We start from the raw sequence: 14,716 nt of genomic DNA on the forward strand, positions 1-14,716 counted from the left end.
GCGTCGGCTTCCCCGAACGCTATTTCGAACGCGATCTCGAACGCGCCATTACTTGTCCGGAGTTTCCCCGCGCCCCAAACCTATCTGGCTCGCGCCGAATTGGGTTCCGCCGACCAAGGCCAACAGGCTCAACGCTGTCGCCAGGATCAGGATCCAGGTCCGCAGATACCAGGGCTGCGGATTGAGGATCTTCAGGCGGGCCGAAAGCGGCGACCATTGCCCGCCTTGGGTGCGGGCCTGGACTTCGAATACATGCTCTCCCCATGGAATCGAAGGGTAGAGAATGCTGCGGTTCTGCCCCGCATCCACCCAATCGGGGTCGAAACCGCGCAGACGGAAGCGGAAATTGGTTTCCCGGGGCCGGCTCAGATTGACGGCGGTGTAGTGGATTTCGACGCTGCGCGCGAACGGCTCCAGGGCCAGCGACGATCCGACGATCTTCTGCATGCGCCCGGAAACCGCGACCCCTTCGATGCGTGGCCTGAGCCGCGCGGGCTGGACGTCGGGGAAATCCGCGGGATCGAGTACGGCGAAGCCCTCGACCAGGGAAAACCAGAGCATGCCCTGCGTATCGCGATGGCAGGCAGTCGAGTACCCGCCGTTGATTTCGGAGGGGATCAGGCCATCGCTGGCCGCGTAGCCGATGGATTCGATCTCGGTTGCGGCTTGCCGTGGCGCCGGCAACAGGGTGATGCCACGATTGCCGCCCAGCCACAAACGTCCGCGCCCGTCGCTCAGGATGCACGACACCGCATCGTCGAACAGGCCGTTGCGGCTGTCGTAGCGGGACACCCGGCCGTTGCGGATGCGGTTCAGGCCGCCACCGTAGAGCCCCACCCAGAGCGTGGCGGTCTCTTTGTCTTCGTACAGGGCACGCGCAAAACGGGAGGACAATCCCTCCCGAGGCGTCCATCGCTCGACGACCCGGTTATCGACCACTCGCCACACGCCGCGGTCGCCGACGAACCAGTCGCCCCCGCGCGCGGCAGGAACGATGTTGTTGACGTTCATGCCCTCGAGCGCGGCGATGCGCTGCTGCCCGACGATGCGCCCCTCGCCGTCGGTCCGGACATCGAACATGGAGCGCTCGGAGCTGACGAGAAAACGCCGGTCGCCGCGCAGCCAGACATTGATCGGGTTGCCGATCGACCAGGCCCCGACCGCTTTGGCCTTGCCGTGGACCACGCGTACCAACCGCCCCTCTGCCGTTCCGACCCAGAGCGTGCCCTCGCGATCCAGGGCCAAGCTGGCCACGCAGCCGTTGCCCTGGCCCGACTGGATCGGATGGCGCCGCATGTTGCCGTCGGGCGTCCGATGCCACAGCCCTGCGCAAGCCGATCCCAGCCACAGCCCGCCGCGGCCGTCGCCGATCACCGCGCGGCCGGCCATGTTCATGCCCCATCCCAGTGTCGACACCAGCCCGAACAGCGGCTTGCGCACGCGCGACAAGCCCTTGCTGCCGGTGCCTATCCACAGATTGCCTTCGTTGTCCCAGGCCAAGTCGGTGATGCCCAGGCCGAACAGTTCGGGCACGTCGCGCCATTGTCCCGAGTCGGTCTCCCGAAACAGATGTCCGGATACCGTAGCGACCCACCATCGGCCGTCCGCGTCCGTCGCGGCGGCCTTGGGACCGGCCACGCCCAGCGGCTGCCATTGCCCGTGCGCGGGATCGTAGCGATAGAGCGCGCGCTCCGTGCCGACCAGCAGGCCGCTGCCGCTGGCTTTCAGCAACGGTACCCGCCGCTCGCCGTCGGGCAACGGGATGCGTCGCAACTGCCGATCGACGAGGACGAAGAAATCTTCGTTTCCGGCCACGTAGATGCGGCCCTGGCTGTCGCGCGCCAGACGGCTGTAACCGATGCTTCCACGACCGATCCAGGTCTCGCGCCCATGCACGGGATCCAGATTCAGCACCCCTACGCTGGTGGCTATCCATAAGCTGCGGTCGGGGGTCTGCAGGATGTCGTTGATCTGACAGATGCCGCCGCAGACCGGCAGATGATGGAACATGCCCTGCCTGCGCACGCTCAGCCCGGCATCCTGGGTGCCGACCCAGAGCCAATCCCTGTCGTCCTGATACAGCGTCAGGACGCGATCGCTGGCCGGCCCCGTTTGCGGCGTGCCCTCCGAGACGGACGTATCGAACGCAGGCTTTCCGCGGAATATCGTGAACGCCAGGCCGTCGAAACGCGCCAGGCCGCCGAACGTGCCGACCCAGAGATAACCGTCGCGGGTCTGGAGCACGGTATTGGCGCCCGACTGCGGAAGCCCGTCGTCGCTGGTGAAAACCCGCGAACCCATCCGGTAGTCGAACGCGCCTGCGGGCAAGGCCGAAGCGGGACCGCAGATAACGAGCAATCCTGCGGCCAAGGCCATCGACCGCAGCCATATCAACCGCAACCAGACCCCGATGTTGCTCACGCCGTTCTTCCCCACCGTCAGCCTTATGCCGACCCGATCGACTACCAGTTCAATACATAGCCGACGCTGCGCACGGCGCGCAGAGGAAGTTCTTCTTCCGCCAGCTGCTGGCATTTCTTGCGCAGGCGGTGGATCAGCATCTCCAACCGATGCGGGTCGAAGTCGTGGGCGTTCTTGACCAGACGCGCGATCAGCGCCTCGCGTTGCACCGGCATCCCGGCCGCCTCGGCCAGAATCTCCATGACTTGCCGCTCGGCCAGGTTCATCTCGATCTGGGCGCCCCTCGGGCTCAGGATGCACCACCCTCGTTCGTCCAGGCGCCACTTCGCATGCGTCGGTGCAGGGTTCGCGTCCGGAACCACCCATCGGGCCAGGTTGCGCAAGGTCGTCACGACCTCTTCCATGTCGACCGGCTTGGGCAGATAGGCGTCCGCGCCCGCGCGCAGTCCGCGCAGCCGGTCCTGGTTGGAATCGTATCCGGTCAACATCACGATCCCGACGCGCGGCGACAGACCGCGCAGATGCGTTGCGATGCTGAAGCCGTCCTCGTCGGGCAGGTCGACGTCGAGCAGCACGAGATCGTAGGAACGAAGGGTCATCGAACGGTAGAGTTCCAGCGCCCCGCCCATACCCACGACGGAGAATCCGGAGTGGCTCAGCACGGGCATCAGGATCTCTTCTCTGAATGTCCGATCGTCTTCCACCACCGCGAGCGTGGGCAGCCGGTGCACGGCCTCCATCAAGCTAGCGCTCATCGCATTCCCCCTGCGCAAACCATATCCAGCTCCCTGGAACCACGCGAGTCCCCTCCCTGTTTTCGCGCGCGATCAAAGTAGCATGGCGTTATTCGCCGCAACGACGGCGAATTTGCTTCCGTGATCGAAGTCACAGCGATCCCGCGTGCGCGCAAGCGCGCGATGTTGGCGACGGATCGCCGATGCCGTATAGCAGCCGTTGCTTGAGTGATTCTCCCTACGACTTTCGTCCTATTGCCGAAGTTCGATGCTGGGGTTCGGCGATCGACGGATGCTTCGCATGACGCGTCGGACGCGGGCATCGAGAGCGCAGGTTCGCGTGTTGTTGCTCATCCATCCATTGCAAGAAAGCGCTCTGCAAGGCGCGCATCGTCGCAGCACGCGGGCGTGCGATAGGACATGAACGCTGGCGCCGCTCGGCGCTCACTTTGCCGAGTCTGTCGTTTCGCATTCGTAGCGATGCAAGATCGACCGACGCGCTAGTCGTTGGTCTCCTGCCCGTCTCCTTGTTGTGAGTCTGGATATCGTCGTGGGCGCTCAAGCGAGCGTCGGGTTGCTGGGCGCGATACGCACGGTCATGGCCCGCAAGGGACGCCGATGACTTCGGACTGGGAATGCTCCGCCTGCCGGCCGCTGTCGCCGCGGAACCGTCGGCCGCAATCCACCGCCCTGCACCACCCGGCCGGCGACCGAACGCCTTTGCAACGGATCGGGCACGCCGATCATCCCTAACTACACAGGCCGCACCGCCGGGCAGCACCGGTGGCCGCGGCCGAGGCTTCGACAGGTTCTGCTCCTGTCCCCCAAACCGGCCCCGCGCCGGTTTTTTTTGCCCGCGTGCCGACCCCGCCGGCCGGGGCCCAGGCCGCTCAAGCCCGCCTAGGGCGCCTCAAGCGCGTAAGTGCCCGTCCTAACTGAACAAAACGGCGTCCAAGGAGCCAAATGGCACGGACTTTGCATCTACAACCTGTGACTTAGCTCACATTTTTTGAGCCACTACCCGGGGGCCGCTCGCCCCCGCTAGGTCACACGGGATACGGACTATCCATGCAGGCTTTCCATCCACTTTCGCTGTCCCTGGCTTTGGCATTGGCCGGTGGAACTTTCCCCGTCGCGTCAGTAGCTGCCGCTGCGAGTCAGGCCGCGGCCGCGATTCCCTACGTCCGCATCGAACAGTTGCGCGCAGACCGCGACTGGCTGGGCGCGCTGTCCCTGATCGAGCGGCACCTCGCCACGCAGCCCGCCGACGCGCGCCTGTACCGCCTGCGCGTGCTGACCCTGGCCGACATCGGCGCCCGCGACCGCGCGCGCAAGCTGTACCTGGCCCGCCCCGAAGTGTTCGGCGCCGAAGAAGCCGCCAGCCTCGACGCCGCCGGCCTGGCCCGGCGCATCGTCTGGAGCAAGCTCTATGCGGTCGACGAAGCCACTCGCCTGGAAGAAGCGCGTGCCGCCGAGGCCGCGATCGAGGCCTACCGCGCCCAACTCGCGCGCAGCGGCACGCCGGAACCGGCCAGCCTGGCCTACGACCGCCTGATCGTGCTCAACCGCCTCGGCCGCCATCAGGAAGTCGCCGACGACTACCTGCGCCTGGAAGCCGGCGGCCGTCCGGTGCCGGGCTATGCCCTGGGCGCGGTCGGCGATTCCCTGCTCGCGCTGCGCCGTCCGGACGAGGCCGCGCCGGTACTGGAACGTGCGATGCAGGCCGATCCCGACGACCCCGACCTGCCGATCCAGCTCGGCTACGCCCAGTTGGAACGCGAACGCTACGACCTGGCCCTGCCGCTGCTGCGCGGGCTGGTCGAAGCGCGCACGCCCTGGCCGCGCGCGCCGGGCGCACGCCGCGGCTTCGAGAACTGGCAGCGCTACGACGCCGAAACCGACTACGCCATGGCCCGCGCCTTCGGCGAAGACCTGCCCGGCGTCCAGGCCATGATCGAACCGCTGGCCGCGATCGGTCCCAACAACGCCGACCTGCAGACCACGCTCGGCTCCATCTACAGGTTCCGCGGCTGGCAGGAGCGCGCGCTGGAACGTTTCTCGATTGCCAGCACCCTGGACGAACGCAACGTCGAAGCGCGCATCGGCCAGGTCGAAACCCTGTCCAGCCTGCAGCGCTACGAGCAGGCGCGACCGATCCACGACCAGCTGCTGGCGCGCTACCCGAACGAGCCGCACGTGCGCGCGATGGACAGCAACTGGGACATGCGCCGTGGCTGGCAGGCACGCGTCTACGCCGCCGGCGGACGCAACCGCGACGGCGGCGGCGCCTCGCCCTTGGGCAACCGCGACCGCGAGTACGGCGTCGAAGCGGCGACCCCGCTGATCGGCGACCGCTGGCGTCTGCTCGCGCGCAGCGGCCGGCGCTGGGCCGATTTCAAAGGTGCGCAACTCCAGGGCGGCCGCAGCGTCGCGCAACGCAACGAGCTCGGCCTGAGCTATGCCTACGATCGCTTCGACGCCAAGCTCCGCGTCGGCCGCGACCGCGACGATCTGGGCGGCACCGCCGTCGCCATCGACGCCGGCTGGCGCATCGACGACCGCTTCGCGCTGCGCGCGCGCGTCAGCCGCAACGACGCCGCGGCCTCGCTGCAGGCCCGCGCCTCCGGCATCACCGCCGACCTGTACGAGTTCGGCGCCGACTACCACCCCAGCGAACGCACCTCGCTGGCCGCCACCGCGCAGCACTGGCGCTACGACGACGGCAACGATCGCGACCAGCTGAGCCTGGCGCTCGACCAGCGCGTGCTCAGCCGCCCGCACCTGCTGATCGACGGCCTGGCCAGCATCGGCAGCGGCCGCGGCAGCCGCGACGACGCGCCCTACTTCAATCCTTCGCGCGACGCCTCGGTCGAGTTCGGGGTCCGCTTCGATCACCTGACCTGGCGCCGCTACGACCGCCACTTCCGCCAGCGCCTGACCCTGTCTTCGGGCGCGTACTGGCAACAGGACTACGGCACGGCCTGGGTGCCGTCGCTGCGTTACGAACACGAGTGGCAGTTCGCCACGGGGCGGGTGCTGAGCTACGGCCTGAACTGGTCGCGCCCGGTCTACGACGGCCAGCGCGAACAGCGCCTGGGCTTCGACGCCGAATTCCGCTGGGGAGAATGAGATGACCCGTCCACACCGCCCCTCGCGACTGGTCCTGTTCGTGCTGGTGCTGTACGCGCTGGTGTTCTGCCTGCTGCTGCCGGTCGCCGCACAGGCCGCCGAACCGCTGCTGGTGCTGAGCTATCACGATGTGCGCGACGACGTCGCGCGCAAGGGCGACGCCGACGCCTATGCCGTCAGCACCCAGAACTTCGCCGCCCACCTCGATTGGCTGTCCGGCCACGGCTACCACCCGGTCTCGCTGTCGCAGGTGATCGACGCCAACCGCGGCGGCGCCGCGCTGCCGTCCAAGCCGGTGCTGATCACCTTCGACGACGGCCTGCGCAGCCTGTACACGCACGCCTTCCCGCTGCTGCGCGCGTACGACTACCCGGCCCTGGCCGCGGTGGTCACGCACTGGGTCGAACTGCCGGCCGGCGAGCGCGTGGACTACGGTCCGCGTCCGTTTACCGCCGACGACTTCGTGACCTGGGCGCAGCTGCGCGAGATGCAGGCCAGCGGCCTGATCGAAGTCGCCAGCCACAGCGACGACCTGCACCATGGCATCGTCTCCAACCCGCAGGGCAACTCGACCCCGGCCGCGGTCACCCGCCGCTACGACGCCGCCAGCGGCCGCTACGAAACCGAAGCCGAATACCTGGCCCGCATCCGCGCCGACCTGGAACGCAGCAAGTCGCGCCTGCAGCGCGAACTCGGCCGCGCCCCGCGCGCGGTGGTGTGGCCGTACGCGGCCTACAACCACGCCAGCAACGACATCGCCGATCAGCTCGGCATGAGCGCCTCCTTCGATCTGGAAGGCCGCAGCACGCCGATGCCCTCCGACCTGCACGGCATGGCGCGCCTGCTGGTGATGAACAACGCCACCGTCGGCGACCTGGCCTACCAGTTGCGCCACGACGAGGATCGCACCGGCATGCGCGCGCTGCAGATCGACCTGGACTCGGTCTACGACGCCGACCCGGCCCAGACCGAGCGCAACCTCGACGCCCTGGTCGAACGGGTCAAGCAGATCGCGCCCAGTCATGTGTTCCTGCAGGCCTTCGCCGACCCGGACGGCAACGGTTCGGCCGACGCGCTGTACTTCCCCAACCACGCCCTGCCGATGCGCGCCGACCTGTTCAACCGCGTCGCCTGGCAACTCAAGTCGCGTGCCGGCGTGGTCGTATACGCCTGGCTGCCGGTGCTGGGTTTCGAACTGCCCGACCCCGCGCAACGCGCCGCGCTGGCGATCCCGGGCGCGCGCGCCGACGAGGTCTACCGCCTCGACTACACCCGGCCCGAAGTGCGGCGCCTGGTCGCCGGCATCTACGCCGACCTGGCCGCCGGCGCCTACCTGGAAGGCCTGCTGTTCCACGACGACGCCTACCTGCGCGACACCGAGCTCCAGGGCAGCGCAGCGGTGGAGTCGCAGGCGCGCACCCAGGAGCTGATCGACTTCACCCTGGAACTCAAGCGCGCCGCCGAACGCTGGCGGCCCAAGCTCAAGACCGTGCGCAACCTGTACGCGCGTCCGGTGCTGGAGCCGCGGAGCGAAGCCTGGTTCGCCCAGCGCCTGGACAGCTTCAACCGCGCCTACGACTACACCGCGCTGATGGCGATGCCGTGGATGGAAGGCAGCCGCGAACCCGAACCCTGGCTCGACCGCCTGGTCGTGGCCGCGCGCACGCACGACCCGCAGCTGACCCAGACCCTGTTCGAACTGCAGACCGTGGACTGGCGCACGCGCCGGCCGATCCCGGCCGAGCGCTTGCAGGCCCAGGTGCGGCGCCTGCTCGCCCAGGGCGTACGCCACGTCGGCTGGTACCCGGACGATTTCGTCGCCGACCGCCCCGCCACCGCCGATGCGCGCGCCGCGATCTCCGCGCGCTCGTTCCCCTATCTGGAAAAGTGAGGAGATGGTCATGCAACGTTTCCTCACCCTGCTGTTCGAGTTCGCGTTCTTCTACCCGATCGTGATGTCGTTCTTCTGGATCTCCGGCGGGCTCTACTACTACCTGCGCCGCGAACGCCACGCGCGCCCGCGCACCGATCCGCCGCCGCTGGCGCACAGCCCACCGGTGTCGATCCTGATCCCGTGCCACAACGAAGGCGACAACGTCCAGGAAACCATCGCCGCGGCGATGGCGCAGCGCTATCCGGATTTCGAAGTCATCGCCATCAACGACGGCAGCAGCGACGACACCGCCGAGAAGCTCAACATCCTGGCCCAGCAGTACCAGCGTCTGCGCGTGATCCACCTCGACCGCAACCTGGGCAAGGCCAACGCGATGCGCATGGGCGCGCTGGCCGCGCGTTCGGAATACCTGGTCTGCATCGACGGCGACGCCCTGCTCGACGAGTACGCCACCCATTGGATGGTCTGGCACCTGTCCTCGGGCCAGCGCGTCGGCGCGGTCACCGGCAACCCGCGCATCCGCAACCGCTCGACCCTGCTCGGGCGCCTGCAGGTCGGCGAGTTCTCCTCGATCATCGGCATGATCAAGCGCGCCCAGCGCGTCTACGGACGTTTGTTCACCGTGTCCGGGGTGATCTGCGCGTTCCGCCGCACCGCCCTGCACCGGATCGGCTACTGGGCCGACAACATGGTGACCGAGGACATCGACATCAGCTGGCGCCTGCAGATGGACCATTGGGACATCCGCTACGAGCCCAACGCGCTGTGCTTCATCCTGATGCCGGAAACGCTCAAGGGCCTGTGGCGCCAGCGTCTGCGCTGGGCGCAGGGCGGCGTCGAGGTGCTGCTGCGGCATAGCCGCGATCTGCTGCTTTGGCGCAAGCGCCGCATGTGGGCGGTGATGGCCGAATACCTGTTCAGCGTGGTCTGGGCCTACACCATGGCCTTGATCATGCTGCTGTGGCTGGTCGGCCTGGCCGTACCGCTGCCGCCGGAGCTGTACATCCGCAGTCTGCTGCCCTCGTGGCACGGCATGATCCTGGCGATGGTCTGCCTGCTGCAGTTCGCCGCCAGCATCGTGATCGACCGCCGCTACGAGACCGGCGTCGGCCGCAACTACTACTGGATGATCTGGTACCCGATGGCGTACTGGTTGTTGAGTTTCCTGACCACGGTCACCGCCGTGCCCAAAGCGCTGCTCAAGCGCCGCGACACCCGCGCGACCTGGGTCAGTCCTGACAGGGGAATCCGATGAGCACCACCGACCTGAGCCTCAAGACGGCCCGCCTGAACGCGGCCCGATTCGATTCGCGCCTGATCCAGAAGCGGCGCGCGCAACCGCGCCTGCGCCGCACCGCCTGGGGTTTCGTGACCGCGGTGTTCTGGGGCATGTACGTGTACCTGTGGATGCCGGTGATCACCCTGGTGCTGTGGCTGCTCGGCATACGCAACGCCTACTTCGAGCTGTACCTGCGCGAGCACCGGGTCGAACCCTTCCTGCTGATCGCCCTGCCCAGCATGGCGGTGTGCGCGGCGACGCTGCTGATCGTGTGGGCCGAGTACAACCGCTGGCGCTTCGCCGGCAAGGACCGCCGCGGCGCCCCGGCCAGCGCCTCGCTGGACGAGATCGCGCTGGCGCTGGGCGCGAACGCCGAACTCGGCGCCGCGATCAACGCCGGCCGCGTGATGGTGCTGAACATGGACGGGCACGCGATCCCGCGTGCGGTCCGCAACGTCGCCCTTCCAGACGTTTCGGCAGCACCCGTCTGAGTCTTGCAGGAGCGGCGCGCGTCGCGCCCGCGCGACGGCCCGTGACGTCAGCGCGCGGCCGCGATACGCGCCGCTCCTGCGGATTTTTTCCCGGCCCCTGCGCGACCGTCGCATCGGCGCCGTGCGCCTCCGGACCGATCCTGTTCAAGGATGCGAAGACAGGCCTCGGCAGCGGTGGGCAAGGGTCGGTTTTTTACGATCGCTGGCCGCTGATGGAAAAAAAGAATTCGTCGGCTCCTTGTTCCGTTGGCCGATGGAGTTCGGGCGATTCCCGATGGTTCGTACGCGCTCGTGCCGCTCACTTCACCTTGACGACCACCTTGCCTTTGACCCGCCCCGTCGCGAGGTAATCCATCGCCTCATTGGTGGCCTGGAACGGGAAGACCCGATCCACGATCGGGCGGACGATGCCGGATTCGATCAGCGAGCTGATCTTGCCCAGTTGCTCGCCGTTCGCCCGCATGAAGACGAACGAATAGCCGACGCCGTGCCGCCTGGCTTTGCTGCGGATGCCGAAGCTCAGCAGGCGCATGACCTGGCGCAGGAACCCGTTCAGGCCGGCTTCCCTGGCGAACGCGACATCGGGCGGGCCGGAGATGGAAATGAGCATGCCTCCTGGCTTCAGCACCTTGAGCGACTGCTCCAGCGTGTCCTTGCCCAGACTGTTCAGGACCACGTCGTAGCCGCTCAGGACCTTCGTGTAGTCCTCTTTCCTGTAGTCGACGACGACGTCCGCACCGAGGCTTTTGACCCAGTCGACGTTCTCCGTGCTGGTGGTCGTCGCCACCGTCGCGCCGAGGTGCTTGGCCAACTGGATCGCGAACGTGCCGACCCCGCCGGAACCGGCGTGGATCAGGACCTTCTGCCCCGGCTTCAGCTCGGCGCGATCGACCAGCACCTGCCACGCGGTCAGGCCCACCAGCGGGATCGAGGCGGCCGCTTCCATGCTGAGGTTGGTGGGCTTCAACGCCAGGTCGGCTTCGTCGATGGCGATGAATTCCGCGAGCGTCCCGATCCGGTCCTGGCTCGGCCGCGCATACACCTCGTCGCCGGGCTTGAAGCCGCGAACCTTCGACCCGACCCGGACCACGACGCCGGCAACGTCGTTGCCCAGAATCAGCGGCAAGCGATACGACAGGATGAACTTGAACTCGCCGTCCCGGATCTTGGCGTCCAACTGGTTCAAACTAGCCGCGTGCACGGCGACCAGAACATCCCGGTCGCGCACTTCCGGCTCCGGCATGTCGCCCAGGCGCAACGCGGCTTGCTTCTTGTAGCGATCGAGGATGTAGGCCTTCATGAGGCTTTCTCCGATGTCCGCTGGTGCGGCGAGTCAGCCGTGCTGGATGCGGCAACCGTGGCAAGCCGCAGGTTTTTCCTGATCCCGTCGTCCACGATGGCAGCGGGCGCGAATCGCCTGAGCCACTGCAGACGGCTCGCGCGAGCACCGGCGGGGTAGCGGAGTTTGGGCTTCGTGGCGACGGCGGCCTTGAGCACCGTGTCCGCCACGATGCCCGGCTGATCGGCGGTCTCGATCAGCTCCCTGAGCCTGGCGCCGACGGCAGCGCGCACCTCGCGGTACGTATCGAGCTTCGCGTCGGGCTCCAGCAGGTTGGCCTCGAACTGGGTGTTCGTGTTTGCCGGTTCGATGATCGAGACCCGGATGCCATGGTTGCGCAGCTCGTGGTCCAGCGATTCGGAATAGCCCTCTACCGCGTGCTTCGTCGCGGCATAGAGCGCCATGTACGGCATCGGCAGGAAGCCGAATATCGAACCGATGTTGATTATGCGGCCGCTGCCGTTGCGGCGCATGTGCGGTACGACGGCGCGGGTCATGCGCACGATGCCGAAGAAGTTCGTATCGAAGATGGAACGGGCCTGGTCGATCGAGCTTTCTTCCGCCCCGGCCGGCGCCACGCTGAAGCCGGCGTTGTTCACCAGCAGGTCGATGCGGCCTTCCAGGCGGATCAGCTGGCTGACGGCGGCCTCGACGGATTCGTCGCTGGTCACGTCGAGCGGAAGCATGCGGAACGCTTGCTGGCCCGCCTGCGCGCCGCGCCTGCTGGTGCCGTAGACCGTATAGCCGGCTTTCGCCAGCCGCTCCGCAGTGGCCAGGCCGATGCCCGACGAGGCGCCGGTGACGAGCGCGACCGATCTTTTGGTGTTCATGACGATGCTCCGATGTATACGCGCGGCTGCGCAACCAATCCGGCATGCACGTGGTGAGTCGTCGGATCGGCCAGCAATTCGGGCTGCCCGGCCTGCAGCGCGGCGATAGCCTGCTGCACCAGATCCTCGGGAGCGATCTTCTCTCCCGGCGCGCCGCGGCCCATATCGGTGTCGATGACCGCGGAATGCACCGCCAGCAGCTCGGTGTCCTGCGCCTTCAATTCTTGCCGGAGCGCGTTGCCCAACGCCCAGCCCGCGGCCTTGGAAGCGCTGTAGCCGCCGCTGCCCGGCATCGTCAGCCAGCTCAGCACCGACAACACATTGATAACGGCGCCGCCGCCGTTACCGGCCAGGATGGGCGCGAACGCCTGCACCAGCCGCAGCGGCCCGACCGCATTGGTCTCGAATTGCCGATGCAGCGCGTCGAGCGCATTCGGATCGAGCAACGATCCGAACTCGGCGATGCCGGCGTTGTTGACGAGCAGCGTTACCTCGCCCAACTCGCGCGCCAATGCCGCGATCTGTTCCGGCTGCGTCACGTCCAGTCGCACCGGCACCGCGCCGGGCAAGCTGACGCTGGCGGGATCGCGCGCCGCGGCATAGACCTTGCTCGCGCCGGCTGCGAGCAGACCGCGCGCGAACGCAGCGCCGAGGCCGCGATTGGCGCCGGTGACCAGCGCGATGGAACCTTCGATCTTCATTGGGGAAAGCCTTCTAGTGTGAGGTGGCGACGAATTCGATGAGCGGCGGCGATGAACGCCAAGATGGATGCGTAGAACCCATGCTTATGACGATCATCATATTTAAGTGCGGACGAAAGACCCTGTCGTCCGGCAGGGTCAGGAATGAGCGGGAATGAGCTGCTTGAGCGTGGCTTCGCGGAGCCCGTCGGCCAGCTTGGGATCGTCGACCGCACGCGCCAGCACCAAGGCACCCACCAGCGCCGCGACGCTGAAGAGCGCGCGTTCATGCGCAGCCGGCTGGCCCCAGTCGGGCGACTGGCGACTGACGAGATCGATCATCTCCTTGATGCGACGCGTGGCGGCGCGCCTGACCTCGGGCGCCTGGCGCGGCATCTCCGAGCCCAGCGCGGCCGTGGCGCAACCGGTCTCGATCGCTTCGAGGTGCTCCTGCGAGAGATAGGCCTGCATCATGGCCGGCAGCGCCTCCTGCGGCGGCAGGCTGGCGGCGATGCGCTCCATCATCGCCACGCTCTCGCCGCCGGCGCGGTCGGCGGCCTCGGCCAGCATCGCCTCGCGCGATGGGAAATGGGCATAGAAGCCGCCATGGGTCAGGCCGGCAGCCTTCATGATGTCCGCGACGCCGGTGCCGTTGTAGCCGCTGCGACGGATAGCGCGCGCGGCGGCGTCGACGATGCGGTCGTGCGTGGCTTCTTTGGAACGGGTGGCGGCCTTTTTCATATGACGATCATCATATTCCCTTTCTGAGCCCGGCGCAAGGAGGTTTCCGCGCCCAGGTCGTATGCTCCAGAGGGCGTTCTCAGGCCACCCGCGTCCCGCCTTTCGGCCGGAAGCGGTCGCGCGGGCGCCCTGCCCGCTCTGTTCGCGGCCGGATCGGCCACGACGTGCGACGGCGAGCCCCGAGGTCGATGAGCCCGCCTTAGGGGACCTCGATCGAGATGTTGGCCCGTTCGGTGCCCGGCGTGTCGGACAGCGTCGCCCAGAAATCCGTGCTGCGCATCCAGGGCTGCAGGCCCATGGGAAAGTCCCGGCTTGGAATCGGCGGCAGCTCGGCCGCCGTGAAATCGTTGCCGTAAGGCAGCAAAGGCTTGGTCACGTCAGGGTTCTGGATGTGGGGACGCAGCTTGTTCAGAGCGACGTTCCAATTGTCGAGCAGATCCTGGCGCGTGATCGGGCCGCCGGGCTTGTCGGCCGTGGGATGCAGCGCCCGCTGATGGAAGGCCGTCACCGCTTGCCCCGCCGGCGTCGCCTTGAACGCGGTCCATGCGTTGAACGCAGGGTTGCCGAACGTGACCACCGCTTCGATCTTGCCCTTGGCGAACGCCGCCTCCAGCCACTGGTGGCGATAGGCTTGAATGCCCGGATCGTTCAAGTGCGGCAGCGCCATGTCCTGATTGAAGATGCCGTATACGAACGCGTTGATCATCAGATAGCTCTTCGAGAAACCCAGCTTCTCGACGAAGCCCTGCACGCGGCGGCCGGCCTGGCCCGACAGAATGCGGCGCGTGACCGCCTCGGTCTGCGCGGGGTCCTGGCCGATGACCAGCAGACGCGCGGTGCCGTTGGCGCGGCCGCGGTAGAAGATAGGGCCCCAAAGCGACCGGAAACCGTCCGCGCCTCGGTATACGGTGTCGTCGGGATACTTCTGGCACAGCGTCCGGAACTTGCCCGTAGGCCCGGTATCGAACGGGTCCGTGTTCATCATGGCCTCCATGGCTCGGCGGTGTCGCTATCTTGGAACGCGATCTTCCCCGGTCAGCGGCCATGGCCTGGAGGCGTTGGCTAGCTGAAGCCATGCCCCCGAGCAGAGCATGTCGATTCCGGGGGCCCTCATTCGTCCATGTGAGAGGGGATGGCAGCCAACCGGTCAAGGTCGGCCGGGGCGCCGCCCCTCATCA

11 protein-coding genes are annotated in these 14,716 nt (G+C 67.4%); 4 read left to right on the top strand and 7 right to left on the bottom strand.

What is annotated here, in order from left to right; translation table 11 throughout:
• Nucleotides 1–48 precede the first annotated feature (48 nt).
• Both ASE10_RS17750 and ASE10_RS17755 read right to left on the bottom strand, forming a co-directional pair.
• Nucleotides 49–2,421: a two-component regulator propeller domain-containing protein gene (locus ASE10_RS17750; RefSeq protein ID WP_162250484.1), complete on the bottom strand. Its 2,373-nt coding sequence runs from the start codon at nucleotides 2,419–2,421 to the stop codon at nucleotides 49–51.
• A 41-nt stretch (nucleotides 2,422–2,462) separates the two neighbouring features.
• On the bottom strand, nucleotides 2,463–3,161 hold the full coding sequence (locus ASE10_RS17755; RefSeq protein WP_055910379.1) for a response regulator transcription factor: 699 nt from the start codon (nucleotides 3,159–3,161) through the stop codon (nucleotides 2,463–2,465).
• A 1,191-nt stretch (nucleotides 3,162–4,352) separates the two neighbouring features.
• Between ASE10_RS17755 and pgaA the strand changes: the two genes are divergently transcribed.
• Genes pgaA through pgaD form a run of 4 tightly spaced genes read left to right on the top strand, consistent with a single transcriptional unit; the run spans nucleotide 4,353 to nucleotide 9,948 of the window.
• Nucleotides 4,353–6,284 carry a poly-beta-1,6 N-acetyl-D-glucosamine export porin PgaA gene (gene pgaA / locus ASE10_RS17760; RefSeq protein WP_055910383.1) on the top strand — a complete coding sequence of 644 codons (1,932 nt, stop codon included), beginning with the start codon at nucleotides 4,353–4,355 and terminating at the stop codon, nucleotides 6,282–6,284.
• 1 nt (nucleotide 6,285) lies between these two features.
• Nucleotides 6,286–8,175 (top strand): poly-beta-1,6-N-acetyl-D-glucosamine N-deacetylase PgaB, encoded by a 1,890-nt coding sequence (gene pgaB / locus ASE10_RS17765; protein ID WP_082559953.1) that lies wholly within the window; start codon nucleotides 6,286–6,288, stop codon nucleotides 8,173–8,175.
• 10 nt (nucleotides 8,176–8,185) lie between these two features.
• Nucleotides 8,186–9,433 carry a poly-beta-1,6-N-acetyl-D-glucosamine synthase gene (pgaC, locus tag ASE10_RS17770; protein ID WP_156087896.1) on the top strand — a complete coding sequence of 416 codons (1,248 nt, stop codon included), beginning with the start codon at nucleotides 8,186–8,188 and terminating at the stop codon, nucleotides 9,431–9,433.
• Nucleotides 9,430–9,948 carry a poly-beta-1,6-N-acetyl-D-glucosamine biosynthesis protein PgaD gene (pgaD, locus tag ASE10_RS17775; protein WP_055910390.1) on the top strand — a complete coding sequence of 173 codons (519 nt, stop codon included), beginning with the start codon at nucleotides 9,430–9,432 and terminating at the stop codon, nucleotides 9,946–9,948. Before pgaC ends, pgaD begins: the two co-directional genes overlap by 4 nt.
• Before the next feature lie 298 nt (nucleotides 9,949–10,246).
• Here the strand turns inward: pgaD and ASE10_RS17780 are convergent, their stop codons facing one another.
• The 5 genes from ASE10_RS17780 to ASE10_RS17800 form a co-directional block, all read right to left on the bottom strand.
• Nucleotides 10,247–11,248: an NADP-dependent oxidoreductase gene (locus ASE10_RS17780; protein ID WP_055910393.1), complete on the bottom strand. Its 1,002-nt coding sequence runs from the start codon at nucleotides 11,246–11,248 to the stop codon at nucleotides 10,247–10,249.
• Nucleotides 11,245–12,117 (bottom strand): oxidoreductase, encoded by an 873-nt coding sequence (locus ASE10_RS17785; protein WP_055910397.1) that lies wholly within the window; start codon nucleotides 12,115–12,117, stop codon nucleotides 11,245–11,247. Before ASE10_RS17785 ends, ASE10_RS17780 begins: the two co-directional genes overlap by 4 nt.
• Entirely contained in the window at nucleotides 12,114–12,818 is a 705-nt protein-coding gene (locus ASE10_RS17790; RefSeq protein WP_056306294.1) for an SDR family oxidoreductase, read from the bottom strand. Before ASE10_RS17790 ends, ASE10_RS17785 begins: the two co-directional genes overlap by 4 nt.
• Nucleotides 12,819–12,956: 138 nt before the next feature.
• Nucleotides 12,957–13,538 (bottom strand): TetR/AcrR family transcriptional regulator, encoded by a 582-nt coding sequence (locus ASE10_RS17795; RefSeq protein ID WP_055910403.1) that lies wholly within the window; start codon nucleotides 13,536–13,538, stop codon nucleotides 12,957–12,959.
• 199 nt (nucleotides 13,539–13,737) lie between these two features.
• Nucleotides 13,738–14,520, bottom strand: a complete 783-nt coding sequence (locus ASE10_RS17800) for a uracil-DNA glycosylase family protein (RefSeq protein ID WP_055910675.1) — start codon at nucleotides 14,518–14,520, stop codon at nucleotides 13,738–13,740.
• Between the last annotated feature and the right edge of the window lie 196 nt (nucleotides 14,521–14,716).

Origin of the sequence: Lysobacter sp. Root76 (assembly GCF_001428685.1) — a bacterium.
Classification (GTDB): Bacteria; Pseudomonadota; Gammaproteobacteria; order Xanthomonadales; family Xanthomonadaceae; genus Lysobacter.

What these genes read in the sequence shown, in the direction of transcription:
- ASE10_RS17755 (WP_055910379.1), bottom strand. Translation starts at nt 3,161, where the DNA reads ATGGAGGCCGTGCACCGGCTGCCCACGCTCGCGGTGGTGGAAGACGAT.
- pgaB (WP_082559953.1), top strand. Translation starts at nt 6,286, where the DNA reads ATGACCCGTCCACACCGCCCCTCGCGACTGGTCCTGTTCGTGCTGGTG.
- pgaC (WP_156087896.1), top strand. Translation starts at nt 8,186, where the DNA reads ATGCAACGTTTCCTCACCCTGCTGTTCGAGTTCGCGTTCTTCTACCCG.
- pgaD (WP_055910390.1), top strand. Translation starts at nt 9,430, where the DNA reads ATGAGCACCACCGACCTGAGCCTCAAGACGGCCCGCCTGAACGCGGCC.
- ASE10_RS17780 (WP_055910393.1), bottom strand. Translation starts at nt 11,248, where the DNA reads ATGAAGGCCTACATCCTCGATCGCTACAAGAAGCAAGCCGCGTTGCGC.
- ASE10_RS17785 (WP_055910397.1), bottom strand. Translation starts at nt 12,117, where the DNA reads ATGAACACCAAAAGATCGGTCGCGCTCGTCACCGGCGCCTCGTCGGGC.
- ASE10_RS17790 (WP_056306294.1), bottom strand. Translation starts at nt 12,818, where the DNA reads ATGAAGATCGAAGGTTCCATCGCGCTGGTCACCGGCGCCAATCGCGGC.
- ASE10_RS17795 (WP_055910403.1), bottom strand. Translation starts at nt 13,538, where the DNA reads ATGAAAAAGGCCGCCACCCGTTCCAAAGAAGCCACGCACGACCGCATC.
- ASE10_RS17800 (WP_055910675.1), bottom strand. Translation starts at nt 14,520, where the DNA reads ATGAACACGGACCCGTTCGATACCGGGCCTACGGGCAAGTTCCGGACG.